Origin of the sequence: Paenibacillus sp. FSL P4-0113 (genome assembly GCF_038009305.1) — a bacterium.
Lineage (GTDB): Bacteria > Bacillota > Bacilli > Paenibacillales > Paenibacillaceae > Paenibacillus > Paenibacillus polymyxa_D.
The window spans coordinates 1,446,484-1,470,736 of the sequence record NZ_JBBPAZ010000001.1; the positions used below are offsets into that span (position 1 = coordinate 1,446,484).

The window sequence follows — 24,253 nt, forward strand, 5'->3', positions numbered from 1 at the left end:
GCTTCCCCCTTACACATACGTCAGCGCATTATTGTACAACAATATCTACGTTGTTTAATCCTGCTTCGCGTGCTACTCGACCAAGCTGCATTTTAATAATGGTTTGTTGAAGGCTGATACCAAAGATTACTTTGGCAAATCCAGTTTCTTTATAACGTACAAATGAGCCCTTCAATTTTTCCACTTCTCCCGGACCCAAAAGTGCCATCTGGGTACAATCTACCTTGAGTGTAAAGCTGGACGCCTGAATGGATGAGGTTTTGGCTACATAATCTTTTACAAAGCTATCATACTCTTCCTGGCTAAACACTCCATTCACCGCCATATGTACCGTTTTCATGGCTTGATCTACTTCGATAGTGTAAGGATGTTGACTCATTTTAGAAAGACTCCTTTAATTTCATTTTTTTGTCTATTAAGAGTATCGGAATAATAGGTAGAATTTTTAATATTAAATCAGATAAATCACCACTAAAATATTACAAATTTGCGAATATAAAAAACCGTCACTGCTCCTAAAGAAGCAACTGACGGCTAGAAATTTGCGTATTCTCATGTGAAATTAATTCGTAAACGTATGGCGACCGAGTGAGATGACAGCCGGGCGACTTTTACTCCATTTGGCTGTGGCAATGGCCGGGTTGTAATAAAACAAGGACCCATTGGTCGGATCAGCACCATTAAGTGCCTGTCTGGCTGCACGGTACGCAGTCTTGTTGGGTTTCAGGCGGTATTGTCCATCCTGTACAGCGGTGAATTGGCCAGGCTGCAAAATAACGTCCGGGATCGAGCTTGGAAACTCGCCGGACTGAACACGGTTTAATACAACAGCGCCGACAGCCACTTGACCTTCAAACGATTCTCCGCGCGCCTCAGAATAAATGATACGAGCCAGTTGATCCAGCGCGGTTACGCGCACCTTACCGAAGGATTTCAGCTTGGCTTGTGTAGCCGCTCCGGCTACTCCATCAGGTGTCAGACCGTTATCCCGTTGAAAACGAGTCACCGCTTTACTGGTCAGAGAACCATAGTACCCAGTAAACCCGGCTTTGAAATAACCGAGCGAATGAAGCTGCTGTTGAAGCTCCAGCACCCGTTCGCTTTGAACCCCTTTCTTCAAAGCTGACGATTGTGCTTGTGCTTGTCCTGGTGCGGCTGAAAATACAGTACCTAACATACATGCGCAGGACAGGATTAAAATAGATAATTTTTTCATATTCCAGACAACCTCCTCTTTCATGTTCTGTCCGGTGCAACCATTCCGGCCTGTACAACTCAGGGACGTTTATCCGATGATGTTTCTTATGACATAACTTATGCCTAGCTGCAGAAATGACGCGTGGCTACATACGGAATGGGACAATCATGCTTTCACACGTCCGTTGCAGTATACCACAAGCCGCATTTACGTATCATCCGGCTCTGGTCCTAAGACTACCCAAGCAAATAAAACGCCATCCCTAAAGGAATGACGTGTATTAAAAGCAATGGAGCATGTTCTGGATACACTTGAATACGTGACTTTTTTCGCTATTTTTCGCTTTAACTTACCCGGGACCGAAGCCTGATTTCTATGAATTCAAATCACATTTCCGCGCACACATATATGGGCGTATGCATAGAGTAGCGTACGATCCTCAAATTTCGAATAACAGAAAGGCTGGAAACGACGCGTGAATTCATATATGGATTACACCTCTCCTACTGTACAATTCACCTATGATTTAAGAGACAATGTTTTGTTTCAGAAGGATGCTCAAAATTCGATCAACGAGCTGTCGATCCAGCAGCTGAATACATTGGCAAATGTATCGCTGCTGGATATTCGCCTCAGCACTGCTAATGTTGTGGAGCCTCACTATCATCAAAATGCCACAGAACTGGTCTACTGCATCTCTGGAGCCGTAACCGTGTCACTGATTAACCCCTTTACCCGCGAGTTACGGCATTTTCCGATCACACCTGGCCAAGTGGCTAACGTCCCTCAAGGATGGTGGCATTATCTGGTCGCCACGATGGATAACACTCATTTGTTGACGATTTTTGATGCCCCGACCCCTGAATTTATACTGGGATCTGACATTTTGCGCCTAACGCCAAATAACATTATGGCTCATACTTACTGCCTGGATGAGAATAAGGTTCAGGAAGCGCTCGTCCCTATTAAAAAGCCTGTCATCATCGGTCCTCCCAATGACTGCAAGCAGCAGCCCCCCCGAAAACCTGGGATACATGTGAGGCTTGCTGATACTTCACCACACTATCAAGCCGTCCTCCAAAGAGATTACGCCTATACTAACGGATATCCTGGCTTCTCTTTTAATCCCTATCAAGAATAGGCTAACTCTAGTCAGGTCCTAAGTTCGAGGGAATACCTTTTCCCTGTATGTTCGCCGTTACCATAAGACCGTCCCTCTCATAAAATGCCAATGTATAAGAGGGGGTGATGGAATGGACGCTTACTACAACTGTTTGAACTGCATGAATAAAAAGGTGCGTATTCTCACCATGGACGGAAAACAGTACGAAGGAACCATTATGGATGTGGATCGTAATAATGTGTACTTAAAAACAGAACGGAACGGACGTGTACAAACGTCTGCCTTTTACCCTGGCTACGGGTATGGGAATCAAATCTTAACATTGAGCCTGTTCACCCTGCTGGCGATTGCGTTAATTTAATCCCTGACCCATTGTCCGTTCCTGTCTATAGATGCCAATGTACCTCAAATGACAGCTGTCTCGCCCGGCACCATTTGTGTAGGGCTTGTACGCTGTTATTTGAGGTGTTTTATCATTTATTCCATCCTCTAAAACACTTAACCCCCCATCAGTTATATACCGATGGGGGGTTAAGCTACTCATTTTAAATTAAACCCATAAAGACTTCGTAATGATAACGAGCAGAATGAACAGTACCAGAATAGCTCCTGTCGATGTCCAAACTCCTGGGTAGCCTCCTACTGAACCGCCGCCACAACCTCTTTCACATTCACTCATGGTCATTGCCTCCTTCAATTCAAGGTACAACATAGCTTATGTATTGAGCTTTCCTATGGACCGGGCTTTTTGGCAATGTTATGAATGTTTTCGCTGATGGGCATTAGCCTACACCTTTCCTAGGCAGGAGCATAGGATAACACAACTAATCTTGAAGGAGTGAAGCAATTGAATTCAAATCAAATGCTCAATTACAACGTTAATCAACCTTTTCCTCACCATCCTACCTCTCATCACGTCGTGGTGCACCCTGTAGATCCATACGTCGTAGAAACATTAAAATCGGTGATCGGCAAGTACGTTGTACTTGAGACCACTCGTGGCAGAATTGATGGATGCGTAGTTGATTGTAAGCCCGACCATGTCATTTTAGATGTATATGGGAAAAAATTCTTTGTTCGAATCAGCGAAATCGTATGGATCATGCCCAACTAAACAAAACAGACATTAAAAATCCTCGCAGATCCTATTCCGGATTCGCGAGGATTGATCATGATATGATTATGCTAATCGAGCTCTCCTCCAAGTGAAGCCCGGAGTTCATCTATCGTTCCGTTGTATTCATCCAAATCCACTTGGCCTCGAATACCCGGAACACTGCCTGTGCTACTGTACTGCCAAGCCCACCAGTTATTCCAAGCTGGAACCGCGGTCGGCTTTTGCGTAGTGCTGTATCGGGCTACCCACAGTTTATACATAGAAAATGTAGGATCAAACTTGGAAGCAAAGACATTACCCGTGTATACGATCGGCTGACGTCCGGTAAGCCTCTCCATTTCATCCAAAAAGGCATGAGCCACTTCATTAATTTGTGCAGGAGTAAGACCTTTGGGGTTATTTTCATAGTCCATCACAGGGGGCAGATCCAGCCTGCCTCCTGCTGAATCTAGAGCCCTAGCAAAGTTAGCAGCTTCCTGACGAGCTCCATCCGCGGTAGTTGCGTTCAAAAAGTGGTAAGCGCCAACCAAGATGTTAGCCTCTCTGGCACCCTGTACATTTATCAAAAATTGATTATCTTGATATTTTGTGCCCTCTGTAGCTTTAATAAAAGCAAATGTTTTACCTGCCGCTGCCACTTGCTGCCAATCAATATTGCCATTATAGTGTGAGACGTCAATCCCTTGCGCGTGTCCATCGGAAGAAATCACAGGTGCAACAGGTATGGTAGGTAAAACGTTCTCGGTAGTTGATGGCTCCTCCGTTTCCTGATCCAATGCTATAACAACCTTACCATCATCTGCATTGAGTATATGAAAAGGTGTGCTGTTATTAAGATCAACCACAATACGTACCGATGCGGGAGTTGTACTAAACATGGAATATCTTACTTGGGAAACATCTGGATCTTCTGTGACTGGAAAACTTCCTTGTCCACTATTGTCAAATGATTGCGATGCTAGAAATTCCTCAGCAAACTTTGTATCCGGTATGTCTACAACAATACGGTCTGCATGAGTCAACGTAGTTACTTTGGGGGTTACTTTTCCATTAACAGCTATAGTCAATTGGTGATTAGCGAAGCTAATTTGGTTTATAGCCGTGCGCGCACTCTCTTTAGGATTACTTACAGCTGGAGTAGCAGAATGATCATGAGTGGACTCGCTATTCCCGCTTGAAGCAGGTGGAGTCGTCAGGAACACGGTTTTAAGCTCGTTGTTCCAGACCACATCAACCCCTGTCTGTTCGGATACAAAGCGAAGCGGAACATAAGTCGTCCCCTCTCTAAGCAAAGGCGCTACAGCCAATCCCATTTGATGATCATTAACAGAGGCCATGGGATTGTTGACCTGAAGACTGAGGTTAAGATTTTGCTTATGTATAGTTATGGTCCCTGTCTTGGACTCCCAATTCACGCTATAACCCAATTCCTCTACAATGAGACGGAGTGGAACCAGTATATTCCCCTTTACTTCTTGAATCTGAACACCTTTGCCAACACTTATATCTTTACCGTCTAACTGAAGATGTGAACTCGAAGAGGCAGCGTGACTCTCTCTTGGAAATGCTAGTAGAAACAGAAACAAAAAAGCAAATAAACAAATTTTCTTCATTATGTACCCTACCATTCTCTATATTTTCGCTTATGAAATTCTTGCACTCTATGATTCTCAGGACCTCCATTTTGATAGACGCGAATCATATGTAAAAAGTTACGATTGATTCAGTACATATTTCAGTTTTATCATACAAAAGTACTAAAAAACTCTACCAGCTATATAGCAAGCAGAGCTTTTTCCAGTTTTATTAATCTGGTTTACTAGCAATCTTATCACAAACGAATACTTCATGTTCACACTGTTAAAAATGTTAAACCTATAAGAATGATCGAGGTAACAGACAGTACCAGTAAGGGAAGCATTGCTTTCTCTCGCAAAGCCTTAAAGCTCACATTCAGCCCCATACCTACCATAGCCATCGTTAACATAAAGGTGGTAACTTGAGAAATTCCGTTTGTCAGACTAGATGGAACTACAATATATTTTCCAAAAACATAGCTGCCCACAACACTTGTAGCCATAAAGCCGATGAGGAACCAGGGAAACTCCACTTTAGCATCTGTACGAATTTTTCCGGTTCGTTTCATCCAAACCATTAAAACAAAGCTGAGCGGTATGAGCAAGAAAACACGCCCCAGTTTGGCTAATAAGCCCATTGCAAGAGCATCCTGTCCGGCAGGCGCTGCAGCTAAGGCCACATGTGCAATTTCATGTAAACTGACGCCCGACCAGATCCCATATTGCATATCCGTCAAAGGAAGCCAGGGTCGAAGCACGGTAAACAAAATGGCAAATATCGTACCAACCAAGGCAATGAGTCCTACTCCTATGGCTGTATCCTCATCTTTGGATTTTAACAAGGGAGAAACCGCTGCAATCGCTGCTGCACCGCAAACTCCTGTTCCAATACCAAGAAGAAGCGAAAGCGAAGCATCTGCCTTGAAACGTTTTGCCAGCCAAACCGTAAAAAAGATGGAAAATACAACGGTGCCCACATCACGCAAAAGTAAACCCAGTCCATGATGAATGACAACATCCATATTCAGCTTCAGCCCAAATAACACAATCGCTCCGCGTAGTATTTTCTTTGCTGAAAACTCAACCCCTGAGCGCACAGCTTCAGGGTATCCCCACAACTGTCGGTACAGAATAGCGAGAAACATGGCACAAGCCAATGGACCTACATAATGAAAGCCTGGCAATTCGTTCAGACCGTAGCCTGCCAAAGCAAATAACATCGTGAGGATAATGCCAAATATACGCTGGAATAATCGCCCTCTGTTCGAAAATAATTTGGTATGTTGTATATGACTATTCATGGTGAACCCCTCCAATTCTACATACATCCAGCTTAATATGTTTTTTGTCATAAGAAAAATAAATCATTATAATTATGATAATAAGTAAATAGATATAATAAATTTGGAGGAATGGGCTTTGGACCAATCTTTAATCGTATTTGTTAGGGTCGCAGAGAAACAAAACTTCACACGAGCTGCCGAGGTATTACACATGACCCAACCTGCGGTAAGTCAGTATATTCAAATGCTGGAACGTAGCGTAGGAACCCGTCTCCTGGAGCGTAGTAATAAATATGTGAGCTTAACCAAAGCAGGTGAAATTGTGTATCATCATGCCCAGGAGATTATCCGACTCCATACACGTATGCAGTACTTGGTGGATGAGCTAATGCATACGGCAAAGGGTAACCTGTCTATTGGTGCAAGCTACACGTATGGCGAATATGTGCTGCCGCATGTGATTGCGCAAATGAGAATCCAGTATCCACTCATTCAGCCCTCCATTACCATCGGCAATACATTGGAAATTGAAAAGCTCGTGATCCATAATCAACTGGATGTGGGGATTATCGAAGGAGAATTTCAGCATGACCATCTACACATTGAATCATTTGCTGATGATCGAATGTATATCGTCGTTCCGCAAAATCATCGTTTGGCTGGTAAATCTCAAGTGGATATAAATGAGCTGCATGAGGACATCTGGATTCTGCGGGAAGAAGGCTCTGGAACCCGGGAGGCGGCTGAAAAGATGTTTGCACAGCTTCGATTTTATCCTTCTCATATGATGAATTTTGGCAGTACACAGATCATCAAAGAGTCTGTAGAAGCAGGCTTGGGGATTTCTTTGCTGTCCCAATGGGTCATCCAGAAGGAACTTGCTTTGGGAACATTAGAAGTATTGGATATTCTCAATCTCCCGTTCATTCGGAAATTTTCTTTTCTGACCCCTTCTGCAGTATTTGAGACGAAAGCATGCACCGCTTTTTTGGAGGTTTTGCGAAGTTATAATGTGAAAAGATAACGTGCATAAACAAAAAAGCACCCATAAAGGTGCTTTCAGCATTCATCATTATAATATTTTTTATGAAGAAAGATGATCCATACCATGATATAAGAAATGAGAAAAATCAGCGTAGCTTCCTTGGAACTGTTGCATATCATGAGCAGCAATACCTACAAAATTCCCTGTAAAACCACCGGATAAAAAGCTGATATCCTGCATTTCAAAAAGTCGCTTCCAAGCAGGTCTATCTCCGACTCCATAATAAAATTGCCCGTGGGATGCATGGACTTCCACAGCTAAATGTATAGGAAGATCGTCCTGAAGCGTAATCGCTTGGGGAACTAAAGTAAATGTATTGGCTTCACATCGCATCAAGCGTAGTACCTTCCCTTGTCCTTCCTCATAGCTAATATAGGCGTACAAATAATCTTCTTCATTAAGGTACAGTAGTAGCCCCGCCATCTGCAAATAGCTTGTTGGCTGGTACTCCAGTGCTGTTTCTACCCGGAAATGATGATCTGTTTGCCGAATGGCAAGCACGTGATGCTGGAACAGACTTTGTATGGATTCCCCAGCATGGATTCGAAGATAGCCCGGGCGCTGACTTAATGAACACCAGCTCTCGTTCGCTAGGATACGCAATGTGTTCCACGTTTTATCTAATAGGGCTCCCTCGAAAAAATCCTCGAAAATATTACTCTTTTGCTCTTGCTTAACCGAAATTGTCCCTTGAGGTGCAGGCACCTCCAATTGAGGCGTATGGCCCCCCGCGGTTAATCGCAGCCAGCCTTCATCATTCCAGTACACTTGCTGCAAGGCTGTTTCCCGTCCTAAAATGGCATATTTCCCCTCTACCGGACGTGTGCATAAATGAGCCATGTACCATTCGCCGTCCGGTGTTTGTACAAGACTGCCATGTCCTGCACATTGTAACGGGAAATCCTGTCGATCACGTGATGTAAGCATCGGGTTGTGCGGGTCTACTTCATATGGTCCGGTTATTTGCTTCGAGCGTGCTACGGTAACGGCATGCCCCGTACCCGTTCCGCCTTCCGCTGTAACAAGATAATAATATCCGTTTTGCTTGTAGATATGAGGCGCTTCTGTTTTCTTCAAAGGAGTACAATCAAAGATTTTAACAGGCTCCCCAATGAGCTGTTGTTGCTTGCTATCATACTCCTGCATGACGATACCGGAAGATTTATTGCTTTCCAACATGCGATAATCCCACAATGCGTTCAACAGCCATTTGCGTTCGTCATCATCATGAAATAAAGACGGATCAAATCCGCTACTATTCAGATAAACGGGTTCCGACCACGGTCCTTGGATCGTAGGCGCCGTCATCACAAAATTATGAACATCCTTGAACGGACGTTTGGTGCTTTTCACATCCGTATAGAGCAGATAAAAAAGGTTATCCGCATAACTAAGCTGTGGTGCCCAAATACTGCAATTTTTAGGATTACCTCTTAAGTCAACCTGATCGGTCAAAATATCTGTGCAGTGCTCCCAATGGGCCAAATCTTTGGACTGGTACACCCGTACTCCAGGCAGCCACTCAAACGATGACACCACAATATAGTAAGTATCCAGGGCTCGTGTAATACACGGATCGGGATTAAAGCCTTTTAATATGGGATTTTGGATCATCATGAGACCTCACTTCTCCTTACTTCCAAAATGTGACTTCAGCAAAAACCTGTTCCTTGCTCCATGCTTCTGTTCCCGCCTCAAAACAATCCGCCCACGGAACACGCTGCTTACGTAACGTAGCAACTTCATCGGGTCCGTTATATTCCTGATAACAGACGGTTTTCTCGTTCGCAACATTGTTCCAATTGTCCCAGCCACGTGGGTCAATATGATCGCCCATTTTACAATCGACAAATACGGTTTTGGCATATTCCCGCCACGGACGGCCCAAAAAAACCGGGGTAATATCAGGCTCTGCAGTTAGGTAGCATTGGTTGAATACATAGCCATACGCTTGTCCTTGCGGCGTAGAGGCGGCTGTGACGTAGCTCGTTTGGTTCTCATGATGGCGTAAACTGCGAATTTCGCAATCTTCAAAATAAGCGGTAGCCCCACCAAAAATAAAGTCCACCGTACCCTCTATATAACAATGCTGATAGAGCTGCCGATAGTGTCTATGGTGCTCCTTCAAATGGATTCCACCAAACTGGAGTCGTTCTTTCGGTGCAGGAGGTAGAGGGCCTGTAAATAAAGTATCCTGGTGCCCTTTAAAGGTACAGTTTCTAAAGACCGTTTCATCGCAATGAGCGTATACCGCAACGGCCTGCCCAATGGCTTCTCCCTGTCCTGCCGTGTTGGAAATCGTGAGATTTTCCAAGATCAGATGGCTACCGCCTAAAAATAAAGTGGGTGTCGCAAAGGTCCCTATTTCCTCACCCGCTTCATTCCGCTCCTTGGCATACCGATTCATTCGAATCTCTACCTGCCCGATGCCTATAATATGAAGATACGAACGGTAAATTCGCACCTCTTCCTCATAAATACCTGATAAAATAGTTAACGTTTCCATTTCATTGGAAGCCGACTGCTCCAATACAGCAATTGCCTCCTGAATCGTATGGAAATCACAAAAGGATTCTTTTCCAACTAGCATGATTACCCCGATCCTTTCATTTGATTTACAGGTGCTTGGCTAAAAATGTCTGCCACGCCGTGCGCATTTGCAGCGTCTCCATATGTCCACCGCCTGCAATCACAGGCTGCCAATGCTCTGGGTGACCTGCCTGCTGGTAAGCTTCCAGCAACCCTTTTGCCAAATGCTCGACTCCTTCAATAGGACACATCCGGTCATTTTGACCTGTTATACTCATCCGTGGACGAGGTACGATCCGCTTTTGAATATCAAGGGTGGTAAAATGCTTCAGCAAGCCGGGGACATAGGAATAAAAGCCATGATGGTCCAATCCCCGTTTAGCGATTAGCGTATGGGCATCTACCTGTCCACAAATATCAACCGTAACCTGTATCCGTTCATCTAACGCAGCCATCCACCATGCCATGAGTCCGCCCATCGACATACCGATTGTTGCGATACGGGAAGCATCAATGTCTTCACGCTGGCACATATAATCCACCAAGCGACGGTTATCATACAGCATCATGCCCCACAGCACTTGGCCCTGCCAGAGCATTTCCTTTACCAGCTCGCTTTCGGTTTTGCCCCCACGTTCATTGAAGCCCCACATGTCAATGCAGCATACGCAGTACCCCATGTCTGTCAGGGTTGTAGCAAACGAGGGCTGCTGCAAGTAAGAGCTGCTATGGAGCAGTTCCTTACGTCCATTCGTATAGTTGCCCCCATGCGAATGGTTAAAAACGACCATTGGAAACGGACCGTTCCCTTGCAAGGGTGTAGCTACATAAGCGGGTACAGATTCGATCCCGTTCAAGTCCAGCAGGAGACACTCCAGTCGGTACCCCTCACGCTCTTCTTCATTCAACAGAGTTGCCGTTATAGGGCGATCTGCCGGAAGGTCTCCCAACAATGCTTGTAATTTATCCACGTTGTACCTCCTTTCATGTCCTCCTAATTCATCCTATTTTGTTCAGAAGGTTGTATCGTTACTTGTTCTATCAGCTTTTCGGGCTGAGCTGTATTCTTCGAATGGCAACGATTGATTTCAACGTCTTCCCCATTCTCAATATAAAAGGCAGGACCTTGATGATTCTCAATCGTCACCTGTTGAAAACGAATATCCCTCACGTTACCTAGATAAAAACCACGGTTGTTCATATCTTCGATCCCTGTCATCATGGCCGGACGACCGGGAATTGCATTTTTAGCCATAGAAATATCAATATTGGAGAATGTAATTTCAGCAATATATTGTTCTGCTAGTCCGTATAAGAATCCAGCAGCCGCATGAACCTGTCGTGCCGTAATATCGGAAAAATGAATTCGTCTAAAGCACGGGGTTTCATCGGTAATCGGATAGGGATTTTTGTCCCACACATATTTGTCTTTGCCCCGAGGGCCGCAGAAATAATACAGGTTCAGAATAAATGGACAAATGACCTCCTCCATCACAATGTTGCTGACGCGGATATCCTCGATGATTCCGCCACGTCCCCGTCTGGATTTCAGACGTATACCCCGATCTGTTTGCTTGAACACACAATTGCTGATCGTAACATTACGAATATCACCACTCATTTCGCTCCCCAGTACAACTGCGCCATGTCCATGCACCATCGTACAGTTGGTAATCGTAATATTTTCACATGGAATTCGCTCTTGTGTATCTTCGGTCCCCGCTTTGATCGCAATACAATCATCGCCCACATCTATATTGCAGTTGCTAATACGAACATTGGAACAGGATTCAGGATTAATGCCATCCGTATTGGGGGAGTCCGCCGGGTTAAGAATGGACAAATTATCAATCGTAACGTTATAGCAAGCGATGGGGTTCACAGTCCAACTGGGGGAATTTTTTAACATAACATCTTTAATGGTAACCCGCTGACAACGGTCAAAGCTGATTAATTTGGGTCTCGGATACTGTAACTCCTCTGGATGATTTCGGTGCTTTTCCCACCACGGCTGACCATTTCCATCCAGCGTTCCGCTACCTGTAACTGAAATATTCTCAAGATTCTGTCCATAAATGCATGACGCATGCACTTCCCGCTGAACGCCTTCCCATCTGGATTCCACTACAGGGTAATCAGCCAGATCCGTACTGAAGGACAGAATTGCGCCAGGACTTACATGTAGTTCAATGTTATTTTTCAGAAAGATAGCACCTGTCAGATACGTCCCAGACGGAACAACAACGGTTCCTCCTCCAGCATTGCTGGCCGCTTCAATGGCAGCCGCAATCGCTCCCGTAGCCAACGTCGTGCCATCCTGAACTGCTCCATATTCTACAATGTTATACAATTGCATTTCGTTCTCTCCTGTCTTTTTTTTGTGAATACGAAAATGATTTATAGACTGGGCTTGAAAATACACTGGAAAACGGAATAGGCGGAATGGTGCTGGACAAGTGTCAGCGATGGTAAGCACCTTCCGCCTGCGTAGTGGCAATTCATGTACACTCATGCTCAACCTATATCTTTATTTTTTCGTTTTCTTATACGCTTCCTCATACTCAGCAGTAATCCGTGATCCACCGGAGTTTTTCCAGTTTTCTACGGCTGCTTTAAATCCGGCTTCGTCAAGCTCACCCATAATAAATTTGAAGGAGGCGTCGGTAATGATTTTCTCCAGCTCTGTTCCTTGCTCATTAGCGGTGACTGAATCCAGTGGCACGGTCGGGTCCAGAACAGCAAATTCATTATTTTCTCGGACTAATTCATTAGCCAGTTCCTTTTCTGGATTGGCATCTTTTAAGTTATAAGTCACTTCACTTGGTCTGGAGCTTGAAAATGGCTGAACATCTGCTTGCCACAAATCTGTATTCGTAATTTTGAAGGCTCCATCTTTTTCGATTTTATAATGAGTGCCTTCAATACCACCGGTCATATACATATATACATCTTTGTCAATTAAATCATCTACAAATTGCAGCAGTCTCTTCAACTCAGCTTCTGTTTTTACTTCGGATTTCGGAAATGCCAGCAAACCTCCTACCCCGCTTCCCTCAGACCATACGTGGTATTTGCCATCTCCATTCGAAATCTTGTTAACTGGTACCAGCTTCAGCCCCTTTTGCAGGCCTTGGGACAAGGTTCTGAGGTTAGAGATATCGATCATGCCTGTATAAATACCTGCTTTACCTTGTGCAAATTGTTGCTGCTGGTCCGTTTTAGCGGTTACAGCAAAGTCTTTAGAGAGATATCCGTTTTTGTATAACTTATTCGAATACTTTAAGGTCTCCAAATATTGGGGAGTATCAAATTCCGGCGTAAACTTTCCGCTTTCATCTACTTTCCAGCCATTAGGTGTGCCAAAGTAGGAACTTAAAGTTTTGAAGCTGCTGTAGCGTAGATCCGATCTGTCAACAAATCCAGTCGTATCCTTTTTTCCATTCCCATCCGGATCATCTTCTGTAAACGCTCTCGCAACTTCATACAACTCATCCAGTGTCGTCGGCACCTTCAATCCTAAGCGATCCAGCCAATCCTGACGAATGACCAGACCTGCCCGAGCCAGATTCTTCTGGAACGGAACGCCATACAGTACCCCTTCAATGGATGCGGCTTCTCGCACTTCAGGCGGGATCTTCTTCAAATTTTCATAATCATCCAAATACTTTCCTACATCCCAGAATAGTCCTGATTTCAATGAACTACGCACTGAAGAGTTAGTCATCATCGTCAGCGTCACCATATCAGCCAATTCACCAGAAGCCAGTGCGGTGGTAATTCTCTCTTCTTTGGAAGCATCCGGCACCCAATTGAACGTGATTTTAGAATTGGTGTATTCTTCAATTTTGCTTTTGATCGTTTCTGTAGGCGGAGAAGCAGTATGCAATACGTTTAACCAAGTGAACTCCAGTTTGGACTTCGGATCATAGGTTTGGCCGCTTTGATCCTCCCCCCCCTTATCACCACAAGCTGCTAAAAAAACACTCATGACCATTAGTACAGCAAGAAGGCCTGATACTCCCTTTTTCGTCGTGATTCCCTTTTTCATCGTGTTTGCTCCTTTTCTGTTTGTATATTCATGCCATATCTTCCTCTTTCACCAGAACCTCTCGCTCTATTTTGCTGAATACCTGATGCGTCATCCACATCACGAGATAGCCCATAATACTTACTCCGGCAAAAGTTAGAATTCCTGGGTACAAGCCTAGAATCAATGCAAATAGCACGACAATGGCTACAAAAAGAACAAGCGTGTATTGTAAATACGAAAATCCAATCACTATTGACATCTTGACCTTCAGTCTGATGCCTTTCCAATCATAGTGAGCCAGCAGCGGGAAAATATAGGCCAAAGAGATAAGATACAAAAAGGCTCCAATAAGCGTCACCACACGAACATACCAGGACGAGACGTTGACGATATCCACGTAGAGCACGTAACCCACAAGGCTGTAAAGCCCGCCAATGATTGCTGCTTCTTTAAAGCTTTCTCTAAAGTAACGTACAAACGTCGGGAAAATAGCGACTTCCTCATTGCCCCGAATCCACTGTCTTAAAATACTAAGCATAGCAACGGTTGCAGGCCCAACGCCTATAAAACCCAAGCCCAGAATCGTCGCAACCGTCCAAAGCAAATTAAGGTAGACCAGGCGTAGCAGGCGCATGCACCATTTGTTCATGTTTTCTACAAACCGCACCATTTTGCATCCTTCCCGTCGTCATTAGTAAACGCCGTCTTCACCAAATTTCTTGGCCAGTCGATTGGAGCCCATAATCAGGATTAAACCTACCACACCTTTAAAAAGCCCTACCGTTGTACTAAAACTTAATTGTCCATTCTTTAAGCCCGCAGTATAAATGTAAGTGTCAAAGATTTCGGCAACTTCGCGGTTTAAGGAGTTCAATAGCAGATACATATGCTCAAAGCCCAAATCCAACGTGCTACCGATCTTCAAAATTAACAATGTAATAATGACTGGGCGGATCGCAGGCAAGGTAACGTGCCATGTCTTTCTCAGGCGTCCAGCTCCGTCCATCTCTGCTGCCTCATACAATTGCGTATCTACCACTGTAATCGCAGATAGATAAATGATGGTAGACCAGCCCAGTTCCTTCCAAATCACTTGCCCGATGTAGACTGTTCGCAGCCATTGCGGAGAAGTTAAGAAACTGATCTTCTCACCACCTAGCGCGGCAATCATTTCATTCAGCACCCCACCGTCTACGGTTAGGAATACATAAGAAATCGAAACAATGATAACCCATGACATAAAGTGCGGGATGTAGATAATGGTTTGGATAATGTTCTTAAAGAACATCTTCCTGACTTCGTTCAGCATAAGCGCCAAAATGATGGGCAATGGAAAAAAGATTACAATGTTCAATGCAAACAAAACCAGCGTATTGCGAAGCAGCATAAAAAACGTAGGCTCGGTAAACAAACGAATAAAATGCTTCATGCCTACCCATGGACTGCCTGTGATTCCCTGAAAAGCTTGATAATCCTGAAATGCAATCACCAATCCCCCCATAGGAAAGTACTTAAAAATAATGAAGTATACCAGTCCGGGTAAAACCATTAGATAGAGCAGCTTGTGTTTCTGCATTCGTAAAAGGCTTTCCGTCGTTCTTTTGTTCTTTTTCATTTTCATGTTTGGTGCGGGGACACTTGAAACTTTCATTAGTTCGACCTCCTTCAAACGTTCCTGTATACGTTTTCAAGAGTATGCGATTTTCAGCATTCCGCATATAATCACCAAATGATAGCGTTTACAAAATTGGGTGTGCAGCCTACTTTTCAACCTTTCACCTTAGCTAATGATTACTACACAACCTAATGATCATTCGCTTTTTTCCAGGCTTAGGGAACACCTCAAGATTTGATTATATACGGAATTCTTTCCTCTTGATAAGGTTGCCATGTAAACGATTACGAGGAGGTCAACCACATTGACACAGCCATTACGAAAACAAAAATTACGAAAAAAAGAATCGCTGGGCAGCCGTATCTTCAACATTGTAAACAGTACACTATTGATTCTCATTGCCCTCACTTGTCTCTTACCTTTTTTGAATATCATCGCCAGCTCTTTTGCCTCAACCGAAGAAGTGATAGCCAAGAAGTTCATTTTATTCCCAGTTACTTTTTCCTTGGATGCCTACCGCTATATTCTGTCGACTCCCACCATTTTTAGAGGTCTCGGGGTTTCGGTCGGCGTAACGATCGTCGGTACAGTTGTAAGTATGATATTTACTGCTTTTATGGCTTATGGATTATCCCGAAGATATCTACTCGGCCGCAATACGATTAACTTCATTGTCGTGTTTTCTATGTTGTTTAGTGGGGGGATGATTCCAACATTCCTGGTTGTAAAAAGCATGGGGCTTATCAATTCGTATTGGTCCTTGATTCTTCCTGTGGCCATTAATGCGTTTAACCTGATTATCATGCGTAACTTCTTTCAGGCGCTGCCAGATGATCTGGAGGAATCAGCCAAGATGGACGGGTGCAACGATTTTGGTATCTTCTTTAAAATTATGTTGCCATTAGCCCTGCCTTCTATTGCAACCATCTCTCTATTCTACGCTGTTGCCTACTGGAATACGTATATGCACGCCATTCTCTATATCAATGATTCTGCCAAATGGCCGATTCAAGTCTTGCTACGTCAAATTGTAATCGTTTCCAGTGGTATGCAGGCAGAAGGGACTGCTGTAGATGTCATTCCGCCTGCGCAGACGATTAAGATGGCGGTCATTGTCATTGCGACCGTTCCGATGTTAATCGTGTATCCATTTGTGCAAAAGCACTTTGTCAAAGGAGCTTTGTTAGGAGCGGTTAAAGGTTAATTGGCTTGCTTCATCTTTCGGTAAGCTCCCGGTGTAACCTGTTCCTTTTTCCGAAAAGAGCGGATAAAGTTTTGCGAATTATGATATTGCAGTCGCTCGGCGATTTCTTTAATCGTCATATCTGTCTCAACGAGCCACTTCTTACCCATTTGCAGCCGGTAGCCCATCAGATATTCACTAAACGTCGTTCCGTATTCTTTTTTGAAAATACTGCTTAAATAATTCGGATTGTAATGAAGTCGGTCTCCAATGAGTTCTAATGATAATTCCTGGTCATATTCAGCACGGATAATAGCAGCAATTTTCTCCGAGAGACAGCGGAATTGCTGGTTGGTCTTCTCCTTCATGCTTTTTACCATGGGGAAAATAACTTGCTCTATCAGCATACGTTCTATCTCTTCCGGATTACGGATGTCCAGCAAACGATGATACAAGGCATGATTGTCTTGCGTCAGCAGCACTTCAATCCCTAATAGTTGCTCTAATTGGATGAGGTTATTCACAAACCGTACCAACAGCACCTCAAAGTTCATGGAATGATTGTTTTTTACCATCATTTCCTCCAATAATGAGTGCACGGTATGATATACCTGCTCTTCGTCCCCTATTCGGATGGCATCAAATAGTTTTGATTCCAATTCCGTAGGATAATGGAGCAGCACCGGACCTGAAATGACCATGGAAATATCTTCATAAAAAATAATCGACTCTTTGCCTAAATTTAAACGGTGATGCAAAGCTTGCTTGCTCATCTCACAGGCTTCTTTACTTTCTAATAAGTTATCATACGCCGTACTAATGCCGATGCTGATGGAAACATTTAAATACTCTTTTACGTTTCGAACCAAAAGGGTCGCATCATCCAAGACTTGCTTTCTCATTTCCTGTTCGCTCAACCCTGTCAAAATTAATATGGTGGCCTGAGTGTTATCGTTCAAAATGATGGGAAGCATTCGCTGCTGCTCTGGAATCGTTTCTTCTACGATTTTGTTAATAGCCAGCAGCAAAACATCTTTATCCGAGGGCTCTCGATCTCCCAGATTATCCAGTTGGACTAACAAGGTAATATACATTTGATTCTCGATCTGCGGATAACCCAAGCGTGGCATTTTTCGTGCCAATTCCTCTGCAGAAATACGTTTGCGGAACAGGTTGAGAATCAATTGGGTTTCCAACTGTGGCATTTCGGACTGAATGAGACTTTCCAAGCTTTCCTTCTCGGTTACAATGTTATCGATGGAATTAATAATCCATTCAATTTCATTTTTAGAAGGTTCATTTTTGAAAGCGAAATTAGGATTTTTAGGCAAGCTTCGTTTTATTTGCTGAAATGGCTTTGTAAAGTAAATGGCAATGAAGTACGCCACTACCACCATTAAGAGCGTTAATACAAGTCCCATCATGATGATCCCAAATTTGGTCGTTTGAAAGGCATCCGCAATTTCTTTTTTATCTAATACTGTTAAGTAAGTCCAATTGTTATAGGCAGATTTGGCGTAAATGACTTGTCGTGCAGGCTGCTGATCCGTTTTCTCCAAAGTTAGCATACCTGTGTTGCTCGGCTTCACTGTGGCTTCTGAAATATGCTGGAGCTGCTGGGTGGACAATAATTGTTCGGCAGGCTGGGTTTCATACATTAAATCGCCTTGATTATTCAAGATAAAAACAGCCATATGATCCTCGGTTTGAATCGTATGATTTAATGTTTGCAGCGAAATATCCGACAGAGCAATGGCTTGCTTCTTCTTAGAGAATACAGGCAAGGTATTAACAAAACGAATCCCTTTATCTGTTTTAACCCAGAATAGTCCCTGATTCTGATGGTCGATATAGGTATTAACCAGCTTCTCCCTTTCTGCTTTCGTCAAATAAGACAGGCTTCCATTGGAGATTCTCCAATTCTGATCCAGACTGATGAGTGAATATTCCGTTCCCTCTAATCCCATTGTAGCAATATAATTGAGCTGAGTATTCACATTCCGATACGCTATAAAATCTTTTTCTGTAATGGGATTTTTCACAACATCATTAAAGGAACTGGTCGTGCTATACGTATTAAAAGCATATTCAATCGTTTGAATTTTCTGCTCCAGGCTATTTCTGATCTGTGCCATATAGCTTTGCTTGGTATTGGAAACCCTCTCCACAACGGAGCTAATTGTTGTAAAATAGATGTAGCTTCCAAAACTGGCCACAAATCCTATTCCTAAAACCAGAATCGTAATAAAAATGGTGTAGAACATTCTTCCTTTTTTCATTGCGCTCCCCCTCTGGCTCTTTGCATCACATCAAAATTATAGCGCTTTCATAACAAGGTTTAAATCATTTTTTTCACGTGTGCATTATTTTTTACATCCGTATCATTCCAATTTAAGTCGATTTTGTTTGGTTGGCGGCAGTTAAAAAGAAATTTGGAGGAATTACTTATGTTACATGTTGTTAGTCCTAAAGAACCGATTGTAAAAGAAGAATTTCCGTCAGAAACTTCCTTTCTCTCCCTCTATCCCCTAGCAGTTGGTGAAGCTCGTCCTTTTATATTGGTATTACCTGGCGGTGGTTACGAGCATTTGGCCTCACATGAAGGAGAGCCTATAGCTCGGTGGTTAAACGATCTAGGTATTCATGCGGGTGTGCTGGAGTATCAAGTCGGTGATTTCGAGATTACTTCCTTGTTGGAGGATGTAGAACATGCTCTGCAATGGATTCGCCAAACATCGCATGACTGGCTGGTCATCCCTGACCAAGTGGGGCTCATCGGTTTTTCAGCAGGCGGTCACTTGGCCTCCATTGTCTCCACTATAGGGACGGTAAAGCCAGATCTTCTGTTGTTGGGATACCCTGTAATTTCATTTTATGAGCCTTATACACATATCGGAAGCCGTACGCATTTTTTAGGGGAACAGCCGACGCTGGAACAGCTTCAAGCCTTTTCATCCGATCGGCAAGTGACTTCAAAGACACCTCCAACTTTGATGTGGACTACAGCCAATGATGGCGCTGTACCGGTAGAAAATAGTCTGTTGTTCGCTTTTTCATTATCCAGGGAACGTATTCCGTTTGAACTGCATGTATTTGAGGAAGGACGACACGGCTTGGGACTGTCAGAGGACAACCATGAATGCCATCAATGGCTCAATCTGGCGGAAACTTGGCTTCAAAAACATGGATATGCTCGGGCGAGACAACAGATCACAACTCGACTGTTTATCGCCGGGGACTCCACTGCAGCTCAAAAAGGGGCTACCGAAAAACCGATGACAGGCTGGGGTGAACACTTGCAAAGCTATTTGGCACCGTCTGTTCATGTGGACAATCGTGCTGTCAATGGGCGAAGCACCAAATCTTTTATAGCAGAAGGCCGATTAGCTGATATTGAAAAAGATATTCTAGCTGGAGACTATCTGTTTATTCAATTTGGACACAACGATGAGAAAAAAGAAGACCCCACTCGCTATACCGATCCTGATGGAGATTATCGTCAAAACTTAATTCATTACATTCAGTCCGCTAGAGAGCGTGGTGGAATTCCAGTGCTATTGACCTCTGTAAGCCGCCGCCGATTCACCGCAAACGGTGAACCTGATCCGCTGGCTGTAGGAGCCTATCCCGCTGCCATGAGACAAGTAGCCGCGGAAACCAAAACACCCCTGCTCGATATTTTTGAAGCTTCTCAGCAGCTTTATCGTTCCATGGGTGAAAAAGAGTCCCAGCAGCTATTTATGTATTTGCCTGAAAAAGCGCACCCTAATTACCCCGCTGGTATAACGGATAATACCCATTTTTCTGACAAAGGAGCCAAACAGGTCGCCCAGCTTATAGCGGAAGCCATTCGTCAGTGTGCGGAACTGTCTGCATTAAAACAGCGTATGGTAGAAAGGAATCTAGACAGCGATGAGAGACTTGCACATCAACTTGTCAACTGATATCAAGAACTAGAAAGAATACAAATACGAAAAACGGGCTTGGAGCTAATCACTCTGACGTCCGTTTTTTATTCCGTGTGGATCAAAGATTGCCTAGCTATAGAGAATAGTTCAAAAGTATGATAAATCGAAAGAAAATTCTTCATTTATTATTATTTAATTTTTCAGTATTCCATAGGTCTTTTGTATCATTTGAATGTCTTATATTGACAATATTTGTCGAATAAAGTGAAAACAACAATTTACATGGTATATTTTAGGAGCTTGTATAAATACATCAGGAGGTATTTTTATGAATACTAAGAAAATCTTATTAACAACAGCAATGTCTTTGGGGCTAATTGGTAGTATCATCGTCCCTAGTGCGTCCGCAGCAGTAGGTCCTTCGCCAGTAATTACGCCTGTTGTAGAAGTTAACGGAGTATATTACAGAACGGCTACATTGCCACGAAATTATTCCTATGCGCTGTCAAATTACCCGGGCGATACTTATAAAGTGGCGAGCGGAAATGTCACAGTCTCCTCTTCCGGCGTGGTAACAACCACCACTGCAACGAGCGCAAGAGTAGAAATTTACGGCGGTAACGGTAAATTGAGAATGGTGTATACCGTCAAGGTAAACTAAGGTTGGAATAAGCGTTCCTGGGAGTACGGAGTCAACGATCATTATCAAAATGGTGATTTGATAGCGAGTTTTTTAAGCACTGTCCGTTTATTGGGACAGTGCTTCTTTATGGGGCGAGTAGAACTCATACTGCTATTTTATCAGTAGAACTCTATATTAATTTTCATTGAACTCTATTTAACGGCCTCTTGAGAAGTTTTATTTAAATGATCCTCAAAACTGCTCGAACGTCCTCTTTTCTAAACTTTCGTGAGATCAATAGAGATACCCAAAAAAATCCAAGTCCCCCTCGCTCCAATCGATCTTTCCTACTTTTTTAATCATTATTCCATCAATTTCCTCAAAGCCTATTCCATTTGTAATCATTTTTCCATTATCAATTTTTAACCATTTAATTTTGTTCTTTACAGGCTTATATCCATTTCTTAAATACAAGTTCATATTATCTGCACATAAAAGTATAAAATCAATATTTCCTGTAACGGATAATTTTTCAATTTCTAAAAGCAGCGCTGAAGCTATTCCCTGTGATCGAACATTTTTTGAAACACACAAATCAATTAAACCCAGTACTCTTATGGATTCTCCGTTTAGATTCATTATCCTATAATCTAATCCAACATGACCTATAAGTTGATATTCATGGTTAAAAGCTAGAAATCTAAAATGAGGAAGTTGCTTGAAATAAATTCTATCCTTAGGGTAGATTTCTGAAAAACTGTCGATTAATAATGTTTGTATATTGGCTGCTAACTCTTCACTTATGTCATGTTCAAAAACTTGATCTATTTTCAAAATACCACTCCATCCTTGAACCCGCATTAGCACTAGCTTAATAAAGAGGCTTTGGCAAATTCAATTTAACATCATAAAAAAGCATCCTCGATGAACCAGCGGTGGAGTACGAGCCTTATCCGAAACAAGGTCTGTCTCAATGAATACCGTGGGCAGTTCAAAATTTCCTTTTCCCTCTAGGAAAAACAAAAAAACCCTTGCTACGCAAGAGTTTTTGAGGAAATGGGCCCTGAGGGACTCGAACCCCCGACCAATCGGTTATGAGCCGACCGCTCTAACCAACTGAGCTAAGGGCCCTCAAAAAAACATGTATATTCACGTCACATATTCATAACAGCAACGTTAATTAATATACAACATTTTCTTGTGTTTCGTCAATAGTCTTTCGAAAATTTTCTTTTTAAAAATTATTTTTGTGGACTTACGGAATAAATCGGACACCATAACGACCTTTGCGCGAGCGGTACACCTCCACTGCGCGGGGATCATTGTAGCCATACATCCAGCCGTCGTGCTCCAACCTTTTTGCCAGACATCCTGCCTGAAATTTAGTCGTGTACAGTCTGCCATAGTAAATCCAATACATCCGAGCTCCCTCTTTTCACATGATGGTAGGAGTTAGTGTAACCGGATCGAATTCGATTTACACGGCCTGGGCCATAACAATCTACAATGGTTAGCAAAGAGTACGAATCGCTCTAATCATTAGACCTATTGGCCTCTATAGCTCATCTTATTTACCAAAGGAAGCGGGGTCCTGGCGCCAGGAACGCAGCAGTTCCATCTCTTCTTCCTGAATGGTTCCTTCACGCAAGGCAACGTTCATCAGGGCTGTATAATTGGACAAGCTTTGCAGCTCCACACCCGCTTCTTCAAAGGCTTGAGTCGCTTTGTCTAGCTGGTAGCTGAAAATGGCCAGTACCGCTAATGGCTGAGCGCCTGCTTGTGCTACGGCCTGTGCTGCTTTAATGGAGCTGCCTCCTGTAGAAATAAGATCCTCGATAACCATAACCTTCTGACCTGCACTAATACGGCCTTCGATTTGGTTTTCTTTCCCATGTCCTTTGGCTTTGTCCCTTACATAGGCCATTGGCAGATTTAGCTTTTGCGCCACCCAGGCTGCATGAGGAATCCCTGCTGTAGCTGTCCCTGCAATGACTTCAGTTTCGGGGTATTGCTCACGAATAAGGGCAGCAAATGAGTCTGCGATCAGCTCGCGCACCTCCGGGTAGGACATGGTCAGGCGATTGTCACAGTAAATTGGCGATTTAATGCCGGATGTCCATGTAAAAGGCTGTTGTGGGCGCAATGCCACCGCCTGAATACGTAACAGATGGGATGCAATTTGCTCAGGTATACTATTGAATGTGGTCATACTTGTATCATCTCCTCAATAATGTGTTCCGCTGCGGCGCGTGGGTCTGCTGCTGCGGTGATAGGACGTCCAACGACAATGTAGCTGCTGCCTTGTGCAATGGCTTGGCCAGGTGTAAGCACACGCGACTGATCGCCTGTAGCACTACCTGCCGGGCGTATGCCAGGAGTTATCGTCTTAAAGTCTGATCCACATACAGCACGAATGGCAGGCACTTCCAAAGGTGAAGCTACCACACCATCCAGTCCCGCCTCACGGGTCAGTTGTGCGTAACGAACCACTGCATCCTGTACCGTACCAGGAATACCTAATTCCTTATTCATGGTCGTCTGATCCGTGCTGGTCAGCTGTGTGACTGCAATAATGAGCGGCATGGAAAGCGAGCTGTCTGCGGAAATAGCTGCTTCTGCACCAGCTTTAGCGGCTGACATCATATTAACGCCCCCAGCAGCATGTACGTTGAACATATCTACACCTAAGCGGGTAATGCTCTCTGCCCCTCCCCGCACCGTGTTAGGGATATCATGCATTTTCAAATCCAGAAATACGGAGTATCCTCTGGACTTTAGTTGTTCTACAAAAGCTGGCCCTGCACTATAAAACAGTTGCATACCTACTTTTATATAACAAGGAATCCCTTCTAGCTGCCGAATTAACTGCTCAGCCTGTTGTGCATTGGGATAATCTAACGCAACCATCAGCCGTCCTGCCATCTGCTGAAATGCTCCATTCACCGTTCTCCATCCCCTTTTTACGTCAATTCGGGTGCATTTGCCCGTGATAAAGGACATCCGTCAGCCGAAGCTGATGAATG

General features: G+C 43.6%; 24 protein-coding genes and 1 tRNA gene. 7 read left to right on the plus strand and 18 right to left on the minus strand.

Annotated features, from left to right (window positions below; translation table 11 throughout):
- Positions 1-28 precede the first annotated feature (28 nt).
- Positions 29-379 (minus strand): hypothetical protein, encoded by a 351-nt coding sequence (locus tag MKX46_RS05920; RefSeq protein ID WP_029517714.1) that lies wholly within the window; start codon positions 377-379, stop codon positions 29-31.
- Positions 380-562: 183 nt separating this feature from the next.
- The gene (locus MKX46_RS05925; protein ID WP_340932626.1) at positions 563-1,216 is read right to left on the minus strand and encodes a cell wall hydrolase; all 654 of its coding nucleotides are present in this window, start codon (positions 1,214-1,216) and stop codon (positions 563-565) included.
- A 457-nt stretch (positions 1,217-1,673) separates the two neighbouring features.
- On the opposite strand from MKX46_RS05925, the gene MKX46_RS05930 reads away from it, so the two are divergent.
- Positions 1,674-2,339, plus strand: coding sequence for a cupin domain-containing protein (locus tag MKX46_RS05930; protein WP_340932628.1), 666 nt, complete (start codon positions 1,674-1,676; stop codon positions 2,337-2,339).
- Between the two features lie 112 nt (positions 2,340-2,451).
- Positions 2,452-2,682, plus strand: coding sequence for a hypothetical protein (locus tag MKX46_RS05935; protein WP_029517718.1), 231 nt, complete (start codon positions 2,452-2,454; stop codon positions 2,680-2,682).
- 189 nt (positions 2,683-2,871) lie between these two features.
- Here the strand turns inward: MKX46_RS05935 and MKX46_RS05940 are convergent, their stop codons facing one another.
- A complete protein-coding gene (locus MKX46_RS05940) occupies positions 2,872-3,000 on the minus strand; it encodes a hypothetical protein (protein ID WP_013371969.1) in 129 nt (42 codons plus the stop codon).
- Between the two features lie 168 nt (positions 3,001-3,168).
- On the opposite strand from MKX46_RS05940, the gene MKX46_RS05945 reads away from it, so the two are divergent.
- Complete coding sequence (locus MKX46_RS05945; RefSeq protein ID WP_025719729.1) at positions 3,169-3,435, plus strand: DUF2642 domain-containing protein; 267 nt, start codon at positions 3,169-3,171, stop codon at positions 3,433-3,435.
- Positions 3,436-3,506: 71 nt separating this feature from the next.
- On the opposite strand, the gene MKX46_RS05950 is transcribed toward MKX46_RS05945, so the two are convergent.
- Both MKX46_RS05950 and MKX46_RS05955 read right to left on the minus strand, forming a co-directional pair.
- The gene (locus MKX46_RS05950) at positions 3,507-5,051 is read right to left on the minus strand and encodes a GH25 family lysozyme (protein ID WP_029517719.1); all 1,545 of its coding nucleotides are present in this window, start codon (positions 5,049-5,051) and stop codon (positions 3,507-3,509) included.
- Positions 5,052-5,290: 239 nt separating this feature from the next.
- Positions 5,291-6,316 carry a YeiH family protein gene (locus MKX46_RS05955; RefSeq protein ID WP_029517720.1) on the minus strand — a complete coding sequence of 342 codons (1,026 nt, stop codon included), beginning with the start codon at positions 6,314-6,316 and terminating at the stop codon, positions 5,291-5,293.
- A gap of 118 nt (positions 6,317-6,434) precedes the next feature.
- Between MKX46_RS05955 and MKX46_RS05960 the strand changes: the two genes are divergently transcribed.
- A complete protein-coding gene (locus MKX46_RS05960) occupies positions 6,435-7,322 on the plus strand; it encodes a LysR family transcriptional regulator (protein WP_341070998.1) in 888 nt (295 codons plus the stop codon).
- 60 nt (positions 7,323-7,382) lie between these two features.
- Here MKX46_RS05960 and MKX46_RS05965 read toward each other — a convergent pair whose 3' ends face one another.
- The 7 genes from MKX46_RS05965 to MKX46_RS05995 all read right to left on the minus strand — a co-directional run bounded on the left by MKX46_RS05965 (position 7,383) and on the right by MKX46_RS05995 (position 15,553).
- A complete protein-coding gene (locus MKX46_RS05965; RefSeq protein WP_340932632.1) occupies positions 7,383-8,960 on the minus strand; it encodes a glycoside hydrolase family 43 protein in 1,578 nt (525 codons plus the stop codon).
- 16 nt (positions 8,961-8,976) lie between these two features.
- Positions 8,977-9,933, minus strand: a complete 957-nt coding sequence (locus MKX46_RS05970; RefSeq protein ID WP_029517723.1) for a pectinesterase family protein — start codon at positions 9,931-9,933, stop codon at positions 8,977-8,979.
- Positions 9,934-9,958: 25 nt separating this feature from the next.
- A complete protein-coding gene (locus MKX46_RS05975) occupies positions 9,959-10,843 on the minus strand; it encodes a dienelactone hydrolase family protein (protein ID WP_029517724.1) in 885 nt (294 codons plus the stop codon).
- 23 nt (positions 10,844-10,866) lie between these two features.
- A complete protein-coding gene (locus tag MKX46_RS05980) occupies positions 10,867-12,228 on the minus strand; it encodes a glycoside hydrolase family 28 protein (RefSeq protein WP_318627874.1) in 1,362 nt (453 codons plus the stop codon).
- Between the two features lie 171 nt (positions 12,229-12,399).
- Positions 12,400-13,920 carry an extracellular solute-binding protein gene (locus tag MKX46_RS05985; RefSeq protein ID WP_029517726.1) on the minus strand — a complete coding sequence of 507 codons (1,521 nt, stop codon included), beginning with the start codon at positions 13,918-13,920 and terminating at the stop codon, positions 12,400-12,402.
- A gap of 28 nt (positions 13,921-13,948) precedes the next feature.
- A complete protein-coding gene (locus MKX46_RS05990) occupies positions 13,949-14,572 on the minus strand; it encodes a YesL family protein (RefSeq protein WP_069010295.1) in 624 nt (207 codons plus the stop codon).
- A 21-nt stretch (positions 14,573-14,593) separates the two neighbouring features.
- A complete protein-coding gene (locus MKX46_RS05995; protein ID WP_023989418.1) occupies positions 14,594-15,553 on the minus strand; it encodes an ABC transporter permease in 960 nt (319 codons plus the stop codon).
- A gap of 268 nt (positions 15,554-15,821) precedes the next feature.
- Here MKX46_RS05995 and MKX46_RS06000 point away from each other — a divergent pair, with 268 nt between their 5' ends.
- Positions 15,822-16,721, plus strand: a complete 900-nt coding sequence (locus tag MKX46_RS06000; protein ID WP_013311057.1) for a carbohydrate ABC transporter permease — start codon at positions 15,822-15,824, stop codon at positions 16,719-16,721.
- Here MKX46_RS06000 and MKX46_RS06005 read toward each other — a convergent pair.
- Positions 16,718-18,979 carry a helix-turn-helix domain-containing protein gene (locus MKX46_RS06005; protein WP_069010294.1) on the minus strand — a complete coding sequence of 754 codons (2,262 nt, stop codon included), beginning with the start codon at positions 18,977-18,979 and terminating at the stop codon, positions 16,718-16,720. The genes MKX46_RS06000 and MKX46_RS06005 overlap by 4 nt on opposite strands.
- A gap of 168 nt (positions 18,980-19,147) precedes the next feature.
- On the opposite strand from MKX46_RS06005, the gene MKX46_RS06010 reads away from it, so the two are divergent.
- Both MKX46_RS06010 and MKX46_RS06015 read left to right on the plus strand, forming a co-directional pair.
- Complete coding sequence (locus MKX46_RS06010; protein WP_029517729.1) at positions 19,148-20,644, plus strand: GDSL-type esterase/lipase family protein; 1,497 nt, start codon at positions 19,148-19,150, stop codon at positions 20,642-20,644.
- A gap of 292 nt (positions 20,645-20,936) precedes the next feature.
- Positions 20,937-21,269: a hypothetical protein gene (locus MKX46_RS06015; RefSeq protein WP_069010293.1), complete on the plus strand. Its 333-nt coding sequence runs from the start codon at positions 20,937-20,939 to the stop codon at positions 21,267-21,269.
- A 255-nt stretch (positions 21,270-21,524) separates the two neighbouring features.
- On the opposite strand, the gene MKX46_RS06020 is transcribed toward MKX46_RS06015, so the two are convergent.
- The 5 genes from MKX46_RS06020 to pyrF all read right to left on the minus strand — a co-directional run bounded on the left by MKX46_RS06020 (position 21,525) and on the right by pyrF (position 24,230).
- Positions 21,525-22,064, minus strand: coding sequence for a GNAT family N-acetyltransferase (locus MKX46_RS06020; protein WP_341070999.1), 540 nt, complete (start codon positions 22,062-22,064; stop codon positions 21,525-21,527).
- A 223-nt stretch (positions 22,065-22,287) separates the two neighbouring features.
- Positions 22,288-22,361: transfer RNA gene (locus tag MKX46_RS06025), tRNA-Ile, on the minus strand.
- Positions 22,362-22,485: 124 nt separating this feature from the next.
- A complete protein-coding gene (locus tag MKX46_RS06030; protein WP_014282411.1) occupies positions 22,486-22,650 on the minus strand; it encodes a hypothetical protein in 165 nt (54 codons plus the stop codon).
- A gap of 147 nt (positions 22,651-22,797) precedes the next feature.
- Positions 22,798-23,439 carry an orotate phosphoribosyltransferase gene (gene pyrE / locus MKX46_RS06035; protein WP_013311063.1) on the minus strand — a complete coding sequence of 214 codons (642 nt, stop codon included), beginning with the start codon at positions 23,437-23,439 and terminating at the stop codon, positions 22,798-22,800.
- Positions 23,436-24,230 (minus strand): orotidine-5'-phosphate decarboxylase, encoded by a 795-nt coding sequence (gene pyrF / locus MKX46_RS06040; protein WP_080658631.1) that lies wholly within the window; start codon positions 24,228-24,230, stop codon positions 23,436-23,438. The genes pyrE and pyrF overlap by 4 nt, the downstream gene beginning before the upstream one ends.
- Positions 24,231-24,253 lie beyond the last annotated feature (23 nt).

Coding starts and splice junctions, on each gene's coding strand:
- MKX46_RS05920 (WP_029517714.1), bottom strand. CDS start 379: ATGAGTCAACATCCTTACACTATCGAAGTAGATCAAGCCATGAAAACG.
- MKX46_RS05925 (WP_340932626.1), bottom strand. CDS start 1,216: ATGAAAAAATTATCTATTTTAATCCTGTCCTGCGCATGTATGTTAGGT.
- MKX46_RS05935 (WP_029517718.1), top strand. CDS start 2,452: ATGGACGCTTACTACAACTGTTTGAACTGCATGAATAAAAAGGTGCGT.
- MKX46_RS05940 (WP_013371969.1), bottom strand. CDS start 3,000: ATGAGTGAATGTGAAAGAGGTTGTGGCGGCGGTTCAGTAGGAGGCTAC.
- MKX46_RS05950 (WP_029517719.1), bottom strand. CDS start 5,051: ATGAAGAAAATTTGTTTATTTGCTTTTTTGTTTCTGTTTCTACTAGCA.
- MKX46_RS05955 (WP_029517720.1), bottom strand. CDS start 6,316: ATGAATAGTCATATACAACATACCAAATTATTTTCGAACAGAGGGCGA.
- MKX46_RS05965 (WP_340932632.1), bottom strand. CDS start 8,960: ATGATGATCCAAAATCCCATATTAAAAGGCTTTAATCCCGATCCGTGT.
- MKX46_RS05970 (WP_029517723.1), bottom strand. CDS start 9,933: ATGCTAGTTGGAAAAGAATCCTTTTGTGATTTCCATACGATTCAGGAG.
- MKX46_RS05980 (WP_318627874.1), bottom strand. CDS start 12,228: ATGCAATTGTATAACATTGTAGAATATGGAGCAGTTCAGGATGGCACG.
- MKX46_RS05985 (WP_029517726.1), bottom strand. CDS start 13,920: ATGAAAAAGGGAATCACGACGAAAAAGGGAGTATCAGGCCTTCTTGCT.
- MKX46_RS05990 (WP_069010295.1), bottom strand. CDS start 14,572: ATGGTGCGGTTTGTAGAAAACATGAACAAATGGTGCATGCGCCTGCTA.
- MKX46_RS05995 (WP_023989418.1), bottom strand. CDS start 15,553: ATGAAAGTTTCAAGTGTCCCCGCACCAAACATGAAAATGAAAAAGAAC.
- MKX46_RS06005 (WP_069010294.1), bottom strand. CDS start 18,979: ATGAAAAAAGGAAGAATGTTCTACACCATTTTTATTACGATTCTGGTT.
- MKX46_RS06010 (WP_029517729.1), top strand. CDS start 19,148: ATGTTACATGTTGTTAGTCCTAAAGAACCGATTGTAAAAGAAGAATTT.
- MKX46_RS06015 (WP_069010293.1), top strand. CDS start 20,937: ATGAATACTAAGAAAATCTTATTAACAACAGCAATGTCTTTGGGGCTA.
- MKX46_RS06030 (WP_014282411.1), bottom strand. CDS start 22,650: ATGTATTGGATTTACTATGGCAGACTGTACACGACTAAATTTCAGGCA.
- pyrE (WP_013311063.1), bottom strand. CDS start 23,439: ATGACCACATTCAATAGTATACCTGAGCAAATTGCATCCCATCTGTTA.
- pyrF (WP_080658631.1), bottom strand. CDS start 24,230: ATGTCCTTTATCACGGGCAAATGCACCCGAATTGACGTAAAAAGGGGA.